The organism is Caballeronia sp. INDeC2 (assembly GCF_023631325.1).
Taxonomy (GTDB): domain Bacteria; phylum Pseudomonadota; class Gammaproteobacteria; order Burkholderiales; family Burkholderiaceae; genus Caballeronia.
The window spans coordinates 945,493-961,591 of record NZ_JALQDG010000003.1 but is presented as its reverse complement, the minus strand read 5'-3'; the positions used below and the strand labels follow the sequence as shown (position 1 = coordinate 961,591).

At 63.6% G+C, this 16,099-nt stretch carries 19 protein-coding genes and 1 tRNA gene; 9 read left to right on the top strand and 11 right to left on the bottom strand.

Translation table 11 applies throughout. From position 1 onward, the window contains the following. Positions 1-101: 101 nt before the first annotated feature. Both NCS28_RS06335 and NCS28_RS06330 read left to right on the top strand, forming a co-directional pair. Positions 102-356 carry a hypothetical protein gene (locus tag NCS28_RS06335; RefSeq protein WP_250512976.1) on the top strand — a complete coding sequence of 85 codons (255 nt, stop codon included), beginning with the start codon at positions 102-104 and terminating at the stop codon, positions 354-356. A 109-nt stretch (positions 357-465) separates the two neighbouring features. Next, positions 466-891, top strand: a complete 426-nt coding sequence (locus NCS28_RS06330; RefSeq protein ID WP_250512975.1) for a hypothetical protein — start codon at positions 466-468, stop codon at positions 889-891. Positions 892-915: 24 nt separating this feature from the next. Here NCS28_RS06330 and NCS28_RS06325 read toward each other — a convergent pair whose 3' ends face one another. From NCS28_RS06325 to NCS28_RS06300, 6 genes are all read right to left on the bottom strand, one after another. Then, positions 916-2,025: an enoyl-CoA hydratase/isomerase family protein gene (locus NCS28_RS06325; RefSeq protein ID WP_250512974.1), complete on the bottom strand. Its 1,110-nt coding sequence runs from the start codon at positions 2,023-2,025 to the stop codon at positions 916-918. Further along, positions 2,022-2,732 (bottom strand): TetR/AcrR family transcriptional regulator, encoded by a 711-nt coding sequence (locus tag NCS28_RS06320; RefSeq protein WP_250512973.1) that lies wholly within the window; start codon positions 2,730-2,732, stop codon positions 2,022-2,024. Before NCS28_RS06320 ends, NCS28_RS06325 begins: the two co-directional genes overlap by 4 nt. A 49-nt stretch (positions 2,733-2,781) precedes the next feature. Further along, positions 2,782-2,964: a hypothetical protein gene (locus NCS28_RS06315; RefSeq protein ID WP_250512972.1), complete on the bottom strand. Its 183-nt coding sequence runs from the start codon at positions 2,962-2,964 to the stop codon at positions 2,782-2,784. A 226-nt stretch (positions 2,965-3,190) separates the two neighbouring features. Continuing rightward, positions 3,191-3,475: a DUF1488 family protein gene (locus NCS28_RS06310; protein WP_250512971.1), complete on the bottom strand. Its 285-nt coding sequence runs from the start codon at positions 3,473-3,475 to the stop codon at positions 3,191-3,193. A gap of 183 nt (positions 3,476-3,658) precedes the next feature. Beyond that, complete coding sequence (locus tag NCS28_RS06305) at positions 3,659-4,012, bottom strand: hypothetical protein (RefSeq protein ID WP_250512970.1); 354 nt, start codon at positions 4,010-4,012, stop codon at positions 3,659-3,661. Further along, complete coding sequence (locus NCS28_RS06300; protein ID WP_250512969.1) at positions 4,012-4,278, bottom strand: hypothetical protein; 267 nt, start codon at positions 4,276-4,278, stop codon at positions 4,012-4,014. The genes NCS28_RS06305 and NCS28_RS06300 overlap by 1 nt, the downstream gene beginning before the upstream one ends. Positions 4,279-4,596: 318 nt before the next feature. Here NCS28_RS06300 and NCS28_RS06295 point away from each other — a divergent pair, with 318 nt between their 5' ends. Next, positions 4,597-4,980, top strand: a complete 384-nt coding sequence (locus tag NCS28_RS06295) for a hypothetical protein (RefSeq protein ID WP_250512968.1) — start codon at positions 4,597-4,599, stop codon at positions 4,978-4,980. A 21-nt stretch (positions 4,981-5,001) separates the two neighbouring features. On the opposite strand, the gene NCS28_RS06290 is transcribed toward NCS28_RS06295, so the two are convergent. From NCS28_RS06290 to NCS28_RS06280, 3 genes are all read right to left on the bottom strand, one after another. Continuing rightward, positions 5,002-5,340: a DMT family transporter gene (locus NCS28_RS06290; protein WP_250512967.1), complete on the bottom strand. Its 339-nt coding sequence runs from the start codon at positions 5,338-5,340 to the stop codon at positions 5,002-5,004. Positions 5,341-5,376: 36 nt separating this feature from the next. Then, positions 5,377-5,874, bottom strand: a complete 498-nt coding sequence (locus tag NCS28_RS06285) for a heme-degrading domain-containing protein (RefSeq protein WP_250512966.1) — start codon at positions 5,872-5,874, stop codon at positions 5,377-5,379. A 216-nt stretch (positions 5,875-6,090) separates the two neighbouring features. After that, positions 6,091-6,167, bottom strand: a tRNA-Met gene (locus tag NCS28_RS06280). A gap of 196 nt (positions 6,168-6,363) precedes the next feature. Between NCS28_RS06280 and NCS28_RS06275 the strand changes: the two genes are divergently transcribed. The 3 genes from NCS28_RS06275 (at position 6,364) to NCS28_RS06265 (ending at position 7,662) form a co-directional block, all read left to right on the top strand. Further along, positions 6,364-6,744 carry a DUF2946 domain-containing protein gene (locus NCS28_RS06275; protein WP_250512965.1) on the top strand — a complete coding sequence of 127 codons (381 nt, stop codon included), beginning with the start codon at positions 6,364-6,366 and terminating at the stop codon, positions 6,742-6,744. 116 nt (positions 6,745-6,860) lie between these two features. Further along, positions 6,861-7,223 (top strand): copper resistance CopC family protein, encoded by a 363-nt coding sequence (locus NCS28_RS06270; RefSeq protein ID WP_250512964.1) that lies wholly within the window; start codon positions 6,861-6,863, stop codon positions 7,221-7,223. Between the two features lie 7 nt (positions 7,224-7,230). Then, positions 7,231-7,662 carry a copper chaperone PCu(A)C gene (locus NCS28_RS06265; RefSeq protein ID WP_250512963.1) on the top strand — a complete coding sequence of 144 codons (432 nt, stop codon included), beginning with the start codon at positions 7,231-7,233 and terminating at the stop codon, positions 7,660-7,662. Between the two features lie 78 nt (positions 7,663-7,740). Here the strand turns inward: NCS28_RS06265 and NCS28_RS06260 are convergent, their stop codons facing one another. Continuing rightward, entirely contained in the window at positions 7,741-10,305 is a 2,565-nt protein-coding gene (locus NCS28_RS06260; RefSeq protein WP_250512962.1) for a penicillin-binding protein 1A, read from the bottom strand. A gap of 495 nt (positions 10,306-10,800) precedes the next feature. On the opposite strand from NCS28_RS06260, the gene NCS28_RS33520 reads away from it, so the two are divergent. The 3 genes from NCS28_RS33520 (at position 10,801) to NCS28_RS06245 (ending at position 13,417) form a co-directional block, all read left to right on the top strand. Next, entirely contained in the window at positions 10,801-11,193 is a 393-nt protein-coding gene (locus NCS28_RS33520; protein WP_502801149.1) for a plasmid mobilization protein, read from the top strand. A gap of 205 nt (positions 11,194-11,398) precedes the next feature. After that, a complete protein-coding gene (locus tag NCS28_RS06250) occupies positions 11,399-12,079 on the top strand; it encodes a PspA/IM30 family protein (protein ID WP_250512961.1) in 681 nt (226 codons plus the stop codon). Between the two features lie 123 nt (positions 12,080-12,202). Beyond that, positions 12,203-13,417 carry a tetratricopeptide repeat protein gene (locus NCS28_RS06245; protein ID WP_250512960.1) on the top strand — a complete coding sequence of 405 codons (1,215 nt, stop codon included), beginning with the start codon at positions 12,203-12,205 and terminating at the stop codon, positions 13,415-13,417. Between the two features lie 348 nt (positions 13,418-13,765). Here NCS28_RS06245 and glgX read toward each other — a convergent pair whose 3' ends face one another. Continuing rightward, positions 13,766-15,976 carry a glycogen debranching protein GlgX gene (gene glgX / locus NCS28_RS06240; protein WP_250512959.1) on the bottom strand — a complete coding sequence of 737 codons (2,211 nt, stop codon included), beginning with the start codon at positions 15,974-15,976 and terminating at the stop codon, positions 13,766-13,768. Positions 15,977-16,099: the final 123 nt, after the last annotated feature.

The window sequence follows — 16,099 nt, the reverse complement described above, 5'->3', positions numbered from 1 at the left end:
GATTTTACCGCAGCGCGGCGGATCGGTCGTCCTGCCAATCGCGCCGGGCGCCGGGCACGCGCCATGCACATCAAAAAGTCTCCCCTTCGCGGAGAGCGATCATGACCCGACATTGCCTCGCCACAGCCGCCCTTCTGCTCATCACGACATTTACGACGTTTGCGGCCCACGCCCAGACCGCGCGCCCCGACGACAACGCCTCGATGGTCAAACCGCCGAGCGCACCCGGCGCTCCATCCGCAAGCGCCACACGCCCCGACAACCCCGACAACATGCCGGTGAAGCGTCCGAATCCGCCGCCGAACAGCGATCGCATGCTGCACAACAGCCCGGCGAGCGACGCCATCGCAAAATAACCCGCGACAACGCCGGACCCGTCTTGGAAGCTCGCGCGACGCCACTATAATGGCGCTCGTCACGACAATCGGAGAGAACCGCGCCCTCCGGCTTCAAGCGGTCTAGCCAATGCAAAAAGTCATACTGCCGTTAGTTTCCGGTTTTCTCGCCGCGCTCTTTTTCCGCGAATCGACCCTGGCGCTGCTCCATGCAGCGGGTCTCGTCGATCCGGCCGGCTTTTCCACGGCACCGTTTCTTCCGCTCGGCATCCCCGAATTCATCGCCAATGCGTTGTGGAGCGCCATCTTCGCTGTGCTGATGGTGTGGCTCCTGCGCGTCGCGCCCGAGCGCCGCGCACCGTGGATCGGCGCGCTGGTCTTCGGCGGCATCGTGCTCACGGCGGTCGGCGTGTTCGTGATCGATCCGGCGCGCGGCGTCTGGCCGAGCGGCAACATGCTGCCGCGCCTCGCGCCCAGTTTCATCGCCAACGCGATCTGGGGCTGGGGCGCGCTCGTCTTCATGCGCGCATTCATGGCGGGCAGCGAGCCGGACTGATCCGGCGTCGAAGCCTGCGCGGCATCAGTCCTTCAGAAGCCGCAGCGGATGCGCCGCGGGCGTCCACGCGCTCTCGAACATGCGGTCGACATCGGCGGCGTTCACGTCCTCGGCGCGCGCGATCTTCCAGCGCGGCTCGTTGTCCTTGTCGACGATGCGCGCGCGAATGCCCTCTAGCACGTCGCCGCGCTCGAACATCGTGCGCGTGAGATCGAGATCGCGCCGCAATGTCTCGGCCATGGTCGAGAACTTCGCGCGATCCACTTGCTGCAGCGACACATCGACGGAAAGCGGCGAGCGCTCGCGCAACTGCGCTGCCGTGCGTTTTGCCCAGTCGTTGCCGAGGTCCGCCTCGCGTTCGAGCGACGCCAGAATCGAAGCGCCGTTGCCTGCCGCGAAGTGCTTGTCGATCATCGTGCGCGCCGCGGCCAGCTCGCTTCTCTCGGGGATCGGCGCGACCTTGTACTTCGTCGTCTCGTTCTGAACGAAGCGCACGATCTCGACGCCATCGAGAAAGCGCTGATGCCGAAGCGATTCGACGAGTCCCGGCAGCGCGCCATCGTCGAGATAGGCGTCGGCCATGCGGGCATAGAGCGCATCGGCGGCAGCCATACTCGCGCCCGTCGCCGCGAGATAGCGTCCGATCGCGCCAGGCGCGCGCGCGAGGAACCAGCTCACGCCGACATCGGGAAAGAGGCCGATACGCGTCTCGGGCATCGCCATCTTCGTCGACTGCGTGGCGATGCGCAGGCCGCCCGTGTGATGCGCGCCCTGCGAGATGCCCATGCCGCCGCCCATCACGACGCCGTTCACGACCGCGATATAGGGCTTCGGAAACGTGAAGATCGCGTGATTGAGCTTGTATTCGTCGGTGAAAAACGCGTCGATTGCATCGCGCGCGCCCGCCTGCGCGGACTCGTACAGGAAGCGGATATCGCCGCCCGCGCAGAACGCCCGCACGTGCGGGCTATAGACGACGACGGCGCGAATCGCTTGATCGTGGCGCCACGCGCGCAATGCCTCGCTGATCGCGCGCAGCATCGGCGGCGTCAACGCGTTGAGTGCCTTCGGGCGATCGAGCGCAATGAAGCCGATGCCGTTGGCGGTGTCGATACGGATGTCTTCGGTGGTCATCGTGTTGAAGTGTCGGATCGATCCGGTGAGTTGAATCGAGTTTCGGTTCCCCGAGGTTCAGTTCCGTTGACCGGCGCGTACCACGCATCGAGCGACAGCTCGACCAGCATCGCAGCCGGCGTCTCCGGCAACGCCGCGCCATTGAGCTTCAGCGCGACGATGCCATGCAGATTCGCCCACAGCCCTTCCGCGCACGCAACCGGCGCGGCGCGCGACGGCAGCCGGTCGGCCGCGCGCAACTCGACGAACGCATCCGCGATCAGCGAAAGCGTCGCCGCACCGGATTCCGCCGCCCGGCCGTTGCCGTTGTCGCCGGCATCGGCGTTTGCGTCGGCGAAACCCGCGGGCTCCATGAACATCAGCCGATACGTCTCGGGCTCGGCCAGCCCGAATTCGACATACGCGCGCCCCATCGCGTTCAGACGCGCGGCCGGATCCGCGATCGAGGTATGCGCGAGGAACACGTCGCGCAGACTCGCATGCCCTTCCTTGCGCAAGGCGCGTGCAATGTCGCCACGGCTCTTGAAATGAAGGTAGAGCGCGGCGGGCGAATAATCGATCGCCTCGGCCAGCTTTCTCATCGAGAGCGATGCGAAGCCTTCGCGCTTCACAATCTCACGCGAGACCATGAGTATGCGCTCGCGCAGCGCCTCGCGCTGCTCGCGTCTTTGCTCGGTGCGCCGCGCTTGCGGTCCCATGCGAGGCATTGTCGGCACCGCCTCTTTCGAAGTCAAATCATGGCGCGCGGGTGCGCGCTCAGATGGTCATCTTGCCGTCGTCGTTCCGGCGCGAGGCCGCACGATAGAGCGGCTCGTCCGAGTCGCTCAGCAGCACCGACGCGAACACGATGCACAGTGCAAGAATCAGCACACCAACGGCTGCCCAGATGAGCCATAGCGCATTGGACTCGACAAGTGAGTGAAGAAAGGAATGAAGCATGACGACCCCGCGCGATTTTTATATTTGAATGCTCAAGAAAGCGCATGCCATTGAGCAAATTATGTGCCGAGCGAATCGCATCGCGTGCGGCGAATACCGCGATGGTACTCCCTTGCGCGATCACGCGGAAGGCGGCGCGATGCGTTCATCGACGATAAAGAAGACGATGCGATGGAGGTCTTACATCGCGCCGTGTAAGAGAAGAAGGTGCGCCTGCGTCAGCGCGTCAGACCGTGACGCGCCCCGGCGGAAAATGCCCACTTTTCAGGAGCACCGGCATACCGTTGGTCACGCGCAGATGCTCGCGTGCGACGGCTTCGATGCGCGCGCGGCCCGCATCGAACGCATCGATCCAGCCGGCGCTGTCGTAGGTTTGCGCGCCGAAGTGATCTTCCAGCGCTTCGACGGAAATGGCGCATGAGACGCGCCGGCCGTCGACGATCGCGGCGAACTCGACGGTCAGATTGGCATCGCGGTAATCGGGCGCGTCCGGGAGGAATCGAATATCCATGATTGTCTCGTTGCTGATGCGCGGCGCGGCCGGGAGAGCATCGGTCGGCGTCACGCGAAGACGTTCAAGTGCTTCATCGCTCCATTCGATGCGAATACGTTTGCTGCGCCGCGAACGATCGCATGAATCGATCCGGCGACTATGGTAACCGTGGTCGCGCCGCGCGGTCCAGCGCCGAGGCGTTCACGCGGCAAGCACGGTTTCGTCGATATCCACGACGAGCAGCGAACTCGCCAGCGGATCGGCGTAGTTGAAGTCGAGCAGGCGGCTCATTTCGCGCACGCGTTCGCATACGCGCTGCCGCGCTGCCTCCGACAGATGCGGATAGTCGCGCAACACCTGCGCGTCGAAGCGATAGTGCACGCCCCACGCGATATTGCCCGGATGATTCGCGACGCCGCCCGTGCGCCAGCTCACGAAGAGCGCGGGCGTCGCCTCGAGGCCGACTTCCGCGACATCCGCGCCGCTCGGAAACAGATCGATCAGGCAGTTCGCGACGTCGTACAGCACGGTGTGTCGAAGGTGGACGGGACGCATCACGTTGCTTGCAGCAAGCGGTCGATGTATTCGCGCGCGGCCTTTTCGACATGCGCGAGCGCCTCGCCTTCGGTCGCAAAGCGCCGCTCGGGTCCGAGATCGACGAGCGCCTCGAAGCGATGCACGTCGTCAGGCCCGCCTCGCGCGAGACTGACCGAGCCGACGTAGATCGGCGCACCGCCGTCAGTGTCACCGTGCGCCTGCACGAGCCGCGCCGAAGCGCTGATGTAATACCCTCGATATGGACCCGTGACTCTTTCCGCCATGACTTCTCTCCTTTTCGCGTGTTGCGTGCGCCGCGCTTTTGCAGATTCGTCCTGTTAGCCGACAGGCAAATCCAACCAGGATAAGGTGCGCGATCCGGAAAATAGTTCATCGAACGACGCTGCTGATCGTTGCTTGTGAATCGAGTGTTCGCAAGCAACGCGCCCGCGACGACCGCCCTGCCCGCGTGCGCCGGCGGATAACAACCGCTTACGTGTCGCGTAAGCCGCGTATGGGACAATGCACATCTCAAAAAATGCGCCCTCGCCGTGGATCGAAGGCTTGCGGCGCACATCGCAATTCGCTCTCACGAGGTAAAGATGAAGGAACCTGGCCGGCGCATGCGCCGTCTCTCCGCTCGCGCCGCACATGGCGGCGCCGTTTCGCGCTTCTCCTGGCTGCGTGCCGCGACACTCGGCGCGGCTATCGTCGCGATATCCGGGCTCGGCGCGTGCGCGTCGTCGAACGAAGCATCGCTCATCAATCTGCCCGACGGACAGACCGGTTACGCCGTCAACTGCAGCGGCGCCGACGCCGGATCGAGCTGGGCGAGCTGCTATGTCCTCGCCGGCAAGAAATGCGGCGCGACGGGTTATGACATCGTCTCGAAGGACAACGAGGAAGGCGGCCCGACCGGCGGCGGCATCACCAACGTGATTTCGGCGAACGTCAAGAATCGCTCGATGATCGTGCGCTGCAAGTAAGCCCGCAGGCGGCGACGCGCGTCAGTGCGCGCTCATCTTCGAGAACGCGTTGAGCACCACTACGCCCGCAACGATAAGGCCCATGCCGAGCATCGCGGGCAGATCGGGCGTCTGCTTGAAGAGCAGCGCCGCGACGAGCGTGATGAGCACGATGCCCGCGCCCGACCACACGGCATAGACGACACCGACGGGCAACGCGCGCAGCGTCAGCGACAGCAGATAGAACGACAGCCCGTATCCGGCCACGACGATGGCCGCGGGCAGCGCGCGCGTGAAGCCGTCGGAGGCGCGCAGCGCGGAGGTCGCGACGACTTCGGCGACGATCGCAATTGCGAGGAGCACATAAGCGGTTGAGCGCATCTTGGTTGCCGTGTGGGTTCGCAGATGTCGATGGCGTCAGTCGCGCCCGAGCGAAAGACTGCCGAAGTCCTGGCCGAGCACGGCGCATAGCGCTTCGACGACCATCTGATGATCGTCGCGCTGCGGAAGTCCCGACACCCCGACCGAGCCGATCACGCCCGCGCCCGATACGCGCAACGGAAACGCGCCGCCGTGCGTCGCGAAGTCGGCGGGATCGAGGCTGTATTTATCGGCGAGCGTGGTGCCGGCTTGCTGCAGCGTGAGTCCGATGGCATACGAGCTGCGGCGAAAATGTTCGACGGTGCGCGACTTACGCTCGACCCAGCGCGCGTTGTCGGGCGTGGTGTTGTCCATCGCGGCGTAGAAGAGCTTGCGCCCGAACGTACGCACGTCGATGACGACGGCCGCGTCGCGTGCGAGGGCCATCTCGCGCAACTGCGCGCCGAGCTGCCATGCATGCTCGGCGTGAAACTGCGGGAACACGAGCGTGTGTTCCTGATGCGCGATAGCCTGCAGAACGTGTGGAATGTCCATGACCGAGGACTCCTTTTGCGATCGTGAAATGGGATTGGCGTGTGTTAGCCCAGACTTGCGATTTTGACATGCGCATGTGAAGTCGCACGTGTGCGTCGGTCATGAACCGGTTCTAATGCGACTTTGCGGTTGGCACGGTGGACGCATCACGATGCGCGCGCAGAAAAGCAAAAAGCCCGGCTTGACCGGGCTCTTCTGCGTGATGCTGAACGGTGTTGGTTGCGGGGGTAGGATTTGAACCTACGACCTTCGGGTTATGAGCCCGACGAGCTGCCAGACTGCTCCACCCCGCGTCCGTCGAAGAAAAGATTATAAGTCCTCGCTTACCTTATCGCAATAGCTTGTTTGCTTCGATCGAAGAAAAAGAAGAAATAGGAAGAAGCGATGCTGCGTCGAAGCGTCTCGTCTCGATGCGAAGCGTGTCGAAACACGCGTGGCATAATCGTCCGTTCGTCGTGGTCTCTCCATCGATAACGGATCAAACGCGGCATGCATCACTTGCGTCGGGGCATCATCGGGAAGATAGGCGGGTTCGCGGCGATATGCGCGATCCTGCTGGTTTCGCTCGCGCCCGCCGCATCGCAGGCGTTCGAACATGCGCGCATCGAGTCGCTGCTCGCTGCCGTGTGCGCCTCCGATGCACAGGCATCGCTCGATGCGCGTACCGCGAAGCACGATGTCGCCGGTCATCTTCAGGCATGCGCGTATTGCGATCTCATCGCGCATGCGCCCACGCCGCCGGTATCGCTCGATCGAGCCTTCTTCGCATTTCCGGCACGCGAAGTATTCGCCGCCGCTCCGCTCAACGATGCGCCCCGCCGCGCATTGCTCAACGCCGCGCAACCGCGCGCCCCGCCCGCTTTCGCCTGATTCGAGTTCCCACGCATGGGCTTCGTCCATCGCATCCCACGGGATGAAGCCTCTTATTCGGCACGCAGCAAACATCGCTCGAAGCGGCAACGGCTTCGAGCACGCAAGGAACCATCATGCTTTCATCATCGTTCATGCGCCGCGCGCTCGCGCTGGTGCTCGCCGGCTCGGCCCAGCTCGCGTGCGCGCATGCATTGCCGAAGCTGCAACAGCCCGGCCCCGGAGCGACCGTCAGCGCGCCGCACGACGTCGCAATCGACTTCGGCGAAGCGCTCGAGCCGACTTTCAGCAAGCTCATCGTGACCAACGCGCAAGGAACGCAGGTCAACACTGCAAATTCCACCGTCGATGCCAGCGACAAGAAGCACATAAGCGTCGCGCTGCCCGATCTCGCGCCGGGCGTCTACAAGGTGCAATGGACCGCGGTCGCGGCGGACGGGCATCGCACGCAAGGTCACTACAACTTCACCGTCAAGTGAGGACACAATGAAAAAAATCGCTGTACTCGTGGGCACGCTCGCCTGCGCATCGTTTGCCCAGGCCGCGACGCTCGAAGCCCGCGATTGCTGGGTTCGCGCGATGCCGCCAAATCTGCCGTCATCGGGCTACTTCGCCGTCGCCAATAACGGCGACAAGCCCGCGACGCTCACGGCCGCGCAAACGCCCGCCTTCGGCATGGCGATGATGCACAAGTCCGAGAGCAAGAACGGCACGGCGACGATGTCGCCCGTCGATTCCGTCGACATTCCCGCGCACGGCACGCTGAGCTTCGCGCCGAAGGGTTATCACCTGATGCTCGAAGGGCCGGCCAAACCGCTCAAGGTCGGCTCGACGATTCCCCTCACCCTTTCGTTCGCGGACAAGTCGACGCTCAACGTGAACTGCGAAGTGAAATCGCCGGCGACGGTCGGTCACTGAAATCACGCTTGTCCAAAAAACAAAGCGCGCCGGGTTTGCAGCCCGGCGCGCTTTTTTTAGCGACTATGCAGCGTCACGTCACGGCCTGCTGAACATGTCCATGATCTGCTTGCGTTCGTCGGTCGTGACTTGCGGCGCGGGCGGCGCCTGCATGCCCGCGGGTCCGACGCCGCCCATCGTGGTTGCATCGCCCGCCATCGGGTTGGTGCTGTCCAGTCCGATGCTCGCGACGAAGCCCGCGCCCGGCGTGCGGTCGGCGTAGAACAATTCGCCGTCGACGGTCGTGATGCCATCGGGCTTGGCCATCTGCTCCTGCGGAATGCCGCGCAGCGCGCGCCCCATGTACTCGACCCAGATCGGCAACGCAAGCTGCGCGCCGAACTCACGGCTGCCGAGCGTCTTGGGCTGGTCATAGCCCATCCACGCGACCGCGACGAGCTGCTTCTGATAGCCCGCGAACCAGCCATCCTTCGCGTCGTTGGTCGTCCCGGTCTTGCCTTGCAGGTCGTTGCGCTTCAGCGCGTTGGTGCCCGAGCCCGTGCCCTGCGTCGCCACGGTATGCAGCAGGCTGTTCATGATGTACGCGTTGCGCGGCTCGAGCGTCTGCGGCGCATTGCTGCCGGCCTTAAGCGGATTCGCGCGCGAGATCACGGTGCCGCGCGCATCGGCGACATCGGCGATGAGATACGGATTGATGCGATAGCCGCCGTTCGCGAACACCGAATACGCGCCGCTCAATTGCAAAGGCGTGACGAGCCCGGCGCCGAGCGCGAGCGGCAGATAAGGCGGCGTCTTGTCCTTGTCGAAGCCGAACTTCTGCGTGACGAAGTCCTGCGCATAGCCCGTGCCGATGTACGACAGAATGCGGATCGACACCAGGTTCTTCGACTTCTGCAGGCCGGTGCGCATCGACATCGGGCCGTCGGGCTGGTCGTCGTCCTTCGGCTCCCACGCATCGCCGCCGCCCGCCGCGGGAAAGTACAGCGGCGCATCGTTGATGATGGTCGCCGGTCCGAGCCCCTTGTCGAGCGCGGCCGAGTAAATGAACGGCTTGAAGCTCGAACCCGGCTGACGCCATGCCTGCGTGACGTGATTGAACTTGTTCTTGTTGAAGTCGAAGCCGCCGACGAGTGCGCGGATCGCGCCGTCCTGCGGCGTCATCGAGACGAGCGCGCCCTCGACCTGCGGCAGCTGCGTGATCTGCCAGTTGCCCTTGTCGTCCTTCGCGAGGCGCACGATCGAGCCGGGCTTGATCGCAAGCGCCTTCGACGCGTTATTGCGCAACCCAGTCGCCACGAAGCGCAGGCCTTCGCCGGACACGGTCGCCGTATCGCCGCCGACGAACTGCGCCGTCACCTGCTTCGGGCTTGCGCTCGTCACGACCGCCGCGACGAGCTCGCCGTTGTCCGGATGATCGACGAGCGCGTCTTCGATCGCCTCGGCGCGATCGTCCGCATTCGACGGCAGATTGATGTTGCCCTCCGGTCCACGATAGCCATGCCGGCGTTCGTAATCCATCACGCCCTTGCGCACGGCCTTGTACGCGGCGTCCTGATCGGCGGAATCGATGGTCGTCGTCACCGTGAGGCCGCGCGTATACGTTTCTTCCTTGTACTGCGCGTACATCATCTGCCGCACCATTTCCGCGACGTATTCCGCATGCACGCCGTATTCGGTGCCCGCGGACTTCGTGTGAAGCTCCTCGGCGATGGCCTGATCGTACTGCTCGCGCGTGATGAAGTTCAGGTCCAGCATGCGCTTGAGAATGTACTGCTGACGCACCTTGGCGCGCTTCGGATTGACGACTGGGTTGTACGCCGACGGCGCTTTCGGCAGGCCTGCGAGCATTGCCGCTTCGGCGAGCGAGATGTCCTTCAGATCCTTGCCGAAGTACACGCGCGCCGCGGCCGAAAAACCGTACGCGCGCTCGCCGAGATAGATCTGATTCATGTACAGCTCGAGGATCTGATCTTTCGTCAACGCGCGCTCGATCTTGTACGCGAGCAGCATTTCGTAGATCTTGCGCGTGTACGTTTTTTCGCTCGACAGGAAGAAGTTGCGCGCGACCTGCATCGTTATCGTGCTCGCACCCTGCGATGCGCCGCCGTGCGTCAGATCGGTCACGCCCGCGCGCAAAATGCCGACGAAGTCGACCCCGCCGTGATCGTAGAAGCGGTAATCCTCGATCGCGAGGACGGCCTTCTTCATCTGGTCGGGAATGTCCTGGAAGCGCACGAGGCTGCGCCGCTCCTCACCGAATTCGCCGATCAGCACATGATCGGCCGTGTAGACGCGCAACGGCACCTTCGGGCGATAGTCGATGAGGGCGTTGAGCGAAGGCAGGTTCGGCCCCATGACGACGAGCGCATAGCCGACGATGAGCGCACCGACCACCACGCCGATCGCGGCAAGCCCGGCAAACCAGAGCGCGATGCGCGCGAAGACCGAACGGCCTCGCCCGCCGCCGTTGCGATCGTTACGGCCATTGCGGCCATTGCGGCCATTGCGGCCGTTTCCGCCGTTGCGTCCGCCGCCGTCGCGGCCGCCCGAATCATTGCGTGAGTCGTTGCGAGAGTCGTTCCAGCGCGGTTCGCGATCGTATCGCGAAGAATTCTTTGAGTCGGGTCGTTTGATGATAGGCATGACTGGGTTCGTTCGGCGCGCCGTGAAGCGCGCGCGCTGCCGAGCTGCGATGCGATGCGCCGAAGCCGCGGCGCTACTGCAAAGACGGGACGAGCGTATATATGGCCCGGTTTCGACCGAGGATAACTGCGCATTTTAAAGAATTCGCGTGCGCCACTACAAAACACGCGCGAATTTTTTGTAAGTAAATGCCGCGCGCCGGTCCGTCATGCGCGTGAATGTCCGGTTACCCACAGAAAGTGTTGAGAGCCTTGTGGACAACCGTATGAGAAAATATCCAAGTCATTGATCGCGCGCCGTTTCTGCGCAACGCTCATCGCGTGTCCGATGCGAGGTGAGTCACACGCACAGCCGCGCGCAAACCGATATGATGGATGAATGGATCGCAGGTTCCGCGCACCCTTACGGGCGAGCCTGCGCTACAGATGTCGTGCCGTTTGATGAACCGAAGCCCCGATCGTCCCATACGATCGCCTTACTGTTTGCGAGCCGCTCATGACGACCAAACCCAGCGAACGCATCGTTGTTTTCGTGACCCCCGCGCAGAAGCTGGCCATCAGCAAGACAGCGGACACCCTCGGCATCAGCGTGAGCGAGCTCATGCGGCGCGCCGTGCTGAACTTCAACGCGACGAGCGAGCAGATCAAGGTCGCGGGCATCGTCGATCGGCTGCGCGCGCCGAAAGCGCCCGACGCGCTCAACGCCGCGCTGAAGAGCGTCGCCGCGAAAGCCGCCGCGCGCGAGGCCCGCGAAGCCGCGGCGAACGCGACCAAACGCGCCGCGCAGGCGCGCACCGTTTCGCAACCCCAATCTGAAGAGCAAGTCGAGCACGACACGGATCAGGGCGACGATGCCTCGCTAACGGACGACACGCGTTCCGAACGCTAGCCGCACGTCGCTGCGGCCATGCGCGTCGTTACACTCCTTAACCTTCCGTTAAGTCCCGATTAAGTCACGGCATGATCTAATGAGCGGGTAAACCCGGCGTGAACGCGAAGCTCACGCCGCTTGCAATCCCGCGCGTTGCGCCTCACATTCGAGCCGCGTGGCACGCAGGTGAGCGCACGCCGCCGTCTTCATCCAGGAGAAATACATGTCGCTTTTCGATTCCATCACGCGCACGGTCAAAGGCCTCTTGAACGACGCCGCCGACACCATGCAGGATCCTTCGCGCGACGCACGCCAGATCGTGCGCGAGCTCGACGAAAGCATCGCGAAGGCGGAGAACTCGCTCATCGAGATAGAAGCGCAGGTCGCGACGCAGCAAAGCAAGCGCGACGCCGCCGCCGACAAGGCGAAGAAGTACGAGGACGGCGCGAAGCGCGCGCTCCAGACCGGCGATGAAGGCCTCGCGCGCGAAGCGCTCGCGGCACAGGCGAACGCCGAAACCGAACGCGACGCGCTCGCGGCGGAACTACAGACGCTGGAGCCTTCGGTCGAGCATCTGAAAAAGCAGATCGCGGACATGCGCCAGCGCCGCAACGATCTCAACGCGCGCTCCAATATTCTTCAGGCGAAGCAGCAGATCGCGCAGGCGAAGGACACCGCGGCGACGGCGCTGGGCGGCATCGGCGGAAAGAATCTTTCCGAGGACTTTCAGAAGCTCGAAGACAAGGTTCAGCTCTCCAACGCGCGCTCGGACGCGCGTCTGAATTCGGCGGATCAGAAGTCCGGCAAGGCGCTCGACGACAAGCTCGCCGCGCTCAATCGCGGGCCTTCGGTCGAAGATCGTCTCGAAGCGCTGAAGAAGCAGTTGAATACGCCGGCCCAGTAAGTGCTGGTATTGAAAGGCGTGGGCGCGCGGTGAACTCATGAGTCCGCCACGCGTCGCACGACTATGCATCACCCGTTCGCAGCATCGACAGGAGACGGACGTTCATCGCGTCCGGCCCGCATCATGAAAAAGACTTTGACGGCTCTGGCGTTGTCGCTGTCGCTCGCTTCCCCGCTCGCGTTCGCCTTGCCGACCGCGCAGCAGGTCGAGCAGTCGATGACGCAAGGCAACTGGCAACAGGCCGACTCCCAGCTGAGCGAAGTGCTCGGCGCGCATCCGAAGAACGCGCATGCGCACTATCTGTATGCGCAGGTGCTCGACCGCGAAGGCCGCTACAGCGATGCGCTTTCGCATCTGCAGCAGGCGAAATCGCTCGATCCTTCGCTGAGCTTCACGGATCCGTCGCGCTTCGCCGCCACGCAAGCCCGCATTCGGGCCGATGCGACGCGCGCGAACATATCGCCGCGTTCGAACAACGGCACGGCTACATCGAGCGCGCAGAATCCGTTCAGTCAGGATCAGGCCGCCGCGCCGCAGAAACACGGCATCGGCATGGGCGCGTGGATCGGTTTCGCGCTGCTGATCGCGGCGATCGCGCTCGTGCTTCGCTGGGGCTTGCGACGGGCCCGTGCTCGCGACAACGGTCAGGCCGAGAACGACCGCCGCGCGCAGATCAAGCGCGCGACCGAACTGCTCAACGACGTGCGCACGCTCAAGCTCGACGTGCGGCTCTCCACCGCTCCCGGTCACGAGGCGCTTCTGAAAGATGTCGAAGGCGCGGAGGCGCAATTGCGCGAGATGGTCGAGTCGCTGTCGAACTCGAAGAATCCGGTGCCGCCGTATGCGATCGAAGATTTGGCAAACCAGGTCGCGAGTTTGAAGGCCCGCGCCGAGGGCCGCCCCGATCCGAACGCCGGCAACAACGCTCAAACGGGCGCGCCGAACGGCTCGCCGTATGCTCAGGAAGCCGACCGTTTCGGTCGCGGCCAGCCGCAGTATCCGCAGCAAGGGCCGTATCCGCCTTATCCGCCGCAGCAGGGGCAGCAGCCGCCCGTCGTCATTCAGCAAGGCGGCGGCGGATTCGGCGGCGGCATGGGCGGGCTGCTCACCGGCGTGCTGCTCGGCGAAGCGCTGTCGCATGGGCGCGATCGGGTGATCGAACGCGAAGTGCCAGTCGATCGTCCGCCTCAAAACGATAGCGGCGGTCTCGACTTTGGCAATAACAGCAACAGCGGCGGTCTCGATTTCGGCAACGGCTCGAACGACTGGAACGATGGCGGCAGCGGCGGCGGAGGCCTCGACCTCGGCAGCAACGACGACAGCTGGCGCGACTCCTGATCTCGTCACGTACGCATGAATCGAAGGCCCCGCTTGTGCGGGGCCTTTTTCGTTCGGGCGACGGGAATCAACGCATCATCCGCCGCCGAGAAAGCGCAACAAGCCCCACAGAAACTTGAAAAAGCCGACGATGAACTCCCAGATGCGCTCGAGCTGATCCCAGCTCGCGACGTGCAGGACGGCGTGCAGGATCATGCCGTCGGCGCCGCGCGGCCTTCGATGAGCGCGCGTTCATGCGTGAATGGAACATCCATCGTGGAAAAAAGAAGGCGGCTCGCGCCGCCTCCTGTCTCTATCGCAAAAATCGCATCATACCCGCTCGAACACGGCGTTCCGTCGATGGGCGCTTCAACCCTCCGCTTTCTTCTCTTCGCTTTCGGGCGGCGCTTCGTCCGTCAGCGCTTCCTCCAGGCGGTCGAAGATCCGCTTGGTCGCGCCGCGCGGCTGGAGCGCGAACAACAGCAGCGAGCGGCCCGTCACCTGATATACGTCGTCGGAGCCGAACTCCGGCAATTCCTCGCGGATCGGCGCATTCGTGTCGATCAGGCATATCCATTCGTCCGGGCCCGGAATATCCGGCAACGTAAAATCGACCACGTCGTGATACGAGTTGACGATCAGCAACAGCGTCGCGTCCGAAGCCGGCCTGCGAATGCCTGTCGCCTGCGCGCGACCGTCGAAGACGAGTCCGAAGCAGCGCATGTTCGGATCGTCCCATTGCTCCTGCGTGAGTTCGTCGCCGGTCGTGCCGAGCCATCTGACGTCGGCGACCTGCATGTCCTCTTTGTACTCGCCGGTGAGGAAGCGCTGGCGTCGCAGCACGGGCAGCGTGTGACGCAGCGTCGTCAGCTTGCGCACGAATTCGGTGAGCGCGTGGCCGTCGTCATCGATGTCCCAGTTCACCCAACTGATGTCGTCGTCTTGGCAGTACGCGTTGTTGTTGCCCTTCTGCGTGCGGCCGAACTCGTCGCCCGCGAGCAGCATCGGCGTGCCTTGCGAAAACAGGAGCGTCGCGAGCATGTTGCGCTTCTGGCGCTCGCGCAGCGTGCGGATTTCCGGATCGTCGGTCGGACCTTCGGCGCCGCAGTTCCACGATTTGTTGTCCGAATGGCCGTCCTTGTTGTCCTCGCCGTTCGCTTCGTTATGCTTTTCGTTGTACGACACGAGATCGTTCAGCGTGAAGCCGTCGTGCGCGGTGATGAAGTTGACGCTCGCCCACGGCCTGCGTCCGCGTTTGTTGAACTTGTCGCCCGATGCGGTGATGCGCTTGCCGAGTTCCGGCGCGACGCCTTCGTCGCCCTTCCAGAACTCGCGCACCGTGTCGCGATAGCGGTCGTTCCATTCCGCCCAACCCGGCGGAAAGCCGCCGACCTGATAGCCGCCGGGACCGCAATCCCAAGGTTCCGCGATGAGCTTGACGCTCGAGAGAATCGGGTCCTGCCGGCAACTGTCGAGAAAACCGCCGCCTTCGTCGAAGCCGTACGGCTCGCGGCCGAGAATTGTCGCGAGGTCGAAGCGAAAGCCGTCGACGTTCATCTCCGTCACCCAGTAGCGCAGGCTGTCGGTGACCATCTGCAGCACGCGCGGATGCGAGAGATTGAGCGTGTTGCCCGTGCCGGTATCGTTGATGTAATAGCGCGATTCTTCCGGCATCAGCCGGTAATACGACGCGTTGTCGATGCCGCGAAACGACAGCGTCGGCCCGCGCTCGTTGCCTTCCGCGGTGTGGTTGTAGACGACGTCGAGAATCACTTCGAGGCCGGCTTCATGCAGACGGTCGACCATCTCCTTGAACTCGGCGATGGCGCCCGGCCCGCGCGCAAAGAACCGCGGATCGGCGGCGAAGAAACCGATCGTGTTGTATCCCCAGTAATTCGTGAGGCCCTTGTCGAGCAGGTAACTGTCGTTGACGAACGCGTGGACCGGCATCAGCTCCACCGACGTCACGCCGAGGCTCTTGATGTAATCGACCACTTCCTTCTGGCCGAGCCCTTCGAAGGTGCCGCGCATGTGCTCCGGAATCGCCGGATGCAGCTTGGTGTAGCCGCGCACGTGCGTCTCGTAGAAGATCGTGTGCTCCCACGGCACGCGCACGCGCGTCGCGTGCGTCCAGCTGAAACTCTGATCGACGACCTGACACTTCTGCATGAAGGGCGCGCTGTCGCGTTCGTCGAAAGTAAGATCGTCGCCTTCGGCGTTGAGCGTGTAGCCGAACACGGCCGGATCCCATTTCAGCTCGCCGACGTGCGCCTTCGCGTACGGATCGAGCAGCAGCTTGTTCGGATTGAAGCGATGTCCGGCCTCTGGTTCATAAGGACCGTGCACGCGATAGCCGTAGACCGCGCCGGGCTGGAGCCCGTGCACGTATACGTGCCAGACTTCGTCGGTGTATTCGGGCAGTTCGATGCGCTGTGTTTCCTGCTCGCCTTTCTCGTCGAAGAGACACAACTCGACTTTGGTGGCGTTCGCGGAAAACAGCGCGAAATTGACGCCCTTTCCGTCCCAGGTCGCGCCGAGCGGAAACGGGGAGCCTTCAGCAATGCGGATGTCGTTCGGCATGAGATGATCTATTCGAGTGGTTGACGCGCGGTGCGTCGGGATCGCGCTTTGGCATTGCGGGGCTTCAACCGGTTCGTAAAGAGCATTTAGCGTGCCCGTGCCGTGTGTCGGCGCGCGGCTTGC

Excerpts from the sequence above, each read along its gene's own strand:
- NCS28_RS06335 (WP_250512976.1), top strand. The coding sequence starts at position 102 with ATGACCCGACATTGCCTCGCCACAGCCGCCCTTCTGCTCATCACGACA.
- NCS28_RS06330 (WP_250512975.1), top strand. The coding sequence starts at position 466 with ATGCAAAAAGTCATACTGCCGTTAGTTTCCGGTTTTCTCGCCGCGCTC.
- NCS28_RS06325 (WP_250512974.1), bottom strand. The coding sequence starts at position 2,025 with ATGACCACCGAAGACATCCGTATCGACACCGCCAACGGCATCGGCTTC.
- NCS28_RS06320 (WP_250512973.1), bottom strand. The coding sequence starts at position 2,732 with ATGCCTCGCATGGGACCGCAAGCGCGGCGCACCGAGCAAAGACGCGAG.
- NCS28_RS06315 (WP_250512972.1), bottom strand. The coding sequence starts at position 2,964 with ATGCTTCATTCCTTTCTTCACTCACTTGTCGAGTCCAATGCGCTATGG.
- NCS28_RS06310 (WP_250512971.1), bottom strand. The coding sequence starts at position 3,475 with ATGGATATTCGATTCCTCCCGGACGCGCCCGATTACCGCGATGCCAAT.
- NCS28_RS06305 (WP_250512970.1), bottom strand. The coding sequence starts at position 4,012 with ATGCGTCCCGTCCACCTTCGACACACCGTGCTGTACGACGTCGCGAAC.
- NCS28_RS06300 (WP_250512969.1), bottom strand. The coding sequence starts at position 4,278 with ATGGCGGAAAGAGTCACGGGTCCATATCGAGGGTATTACATCAGCGCT.
- NCS28_RS06295 (WP_250512968.1), top strand. The coding sequence starts at position 4,597 with ATGAAGGAACCTGGCCGGCGCATGCGCCGTCTCTCCGCTCGCGCCGCA.
- NCS28_RS06290 (WP_250512967.1), bottom strand. The coding sequence starts at position 5,340 with ATGCGCTCAACCGCTTATGTGCTCCTCGCAATTGCGATCGTCGCCGAA.
- NCS28_RS06285 (WP_250512966.1), bottom strand. The coding sequence starts at position 5,874 with ATGGACATTCCACACGTTCTGCAGGCTATCGCGCATCAGGAACACACG.
- NCS28_RS06275 (WP_250512965.1), top strand. The coding sequence starts at position 6,364 with ATGCATCACTTGCGTCGGGGCATCATCGGGAAGATAGGCGGGTTCGCG.
- NCS28_RS06270 (WP_250512964.1), top strand. The coding sequence starts at position 6,861 with ATGCTTTCATCATCGTTCATGCGCCGCGCGCTCGCGCTGGTGCTCGCC.
- NCS28_RS06265 (WP_250512963.1), top strand. The coding sequence starts at position 7,231 with ATGAAAAAAATCGCTGTACTCGTGGGCACGCTCGCCTGCGCATCGTTT.
- NCS28_RS06260 (WP_250512962.1), bottom strand. The coding sequence starts at position 10,305 with ATGCCTATCATCAAACGACCCGACTCAAAGAATTCTTCGCGATACGAT.
- NCS28_RS33520 (WP_502801149.1), top strand. The coding sequence starts at position 10,801 with ATGACGACCAAACCCAGCGAACGCATCGTTGTTTTCGTGACCCCCGCG.
- NCS28_RS06250 (WP_250512961.1), top strand. The coding sequence starts at position 11,399 with ATGTCGCTTTTCGATTCCATCACGCGCACGGTCAAAGGCCTCTTGAAC.
- NCS28_RS06245 (WP_250512960.1), top strand. The coding sequence starts at position 12,203 with ATGAAAAAGACTTTGACGGCTCTGGCGTTGTCGCTGTCGCTCGCTTCC.
- glgX (WP_250512959.1), bottom strand. The coding sequence starts at position 15,976 with ATGCCGAACGACATCCGCATTGCTGAAGGCTCCCCGTTTCCGCTCGGC.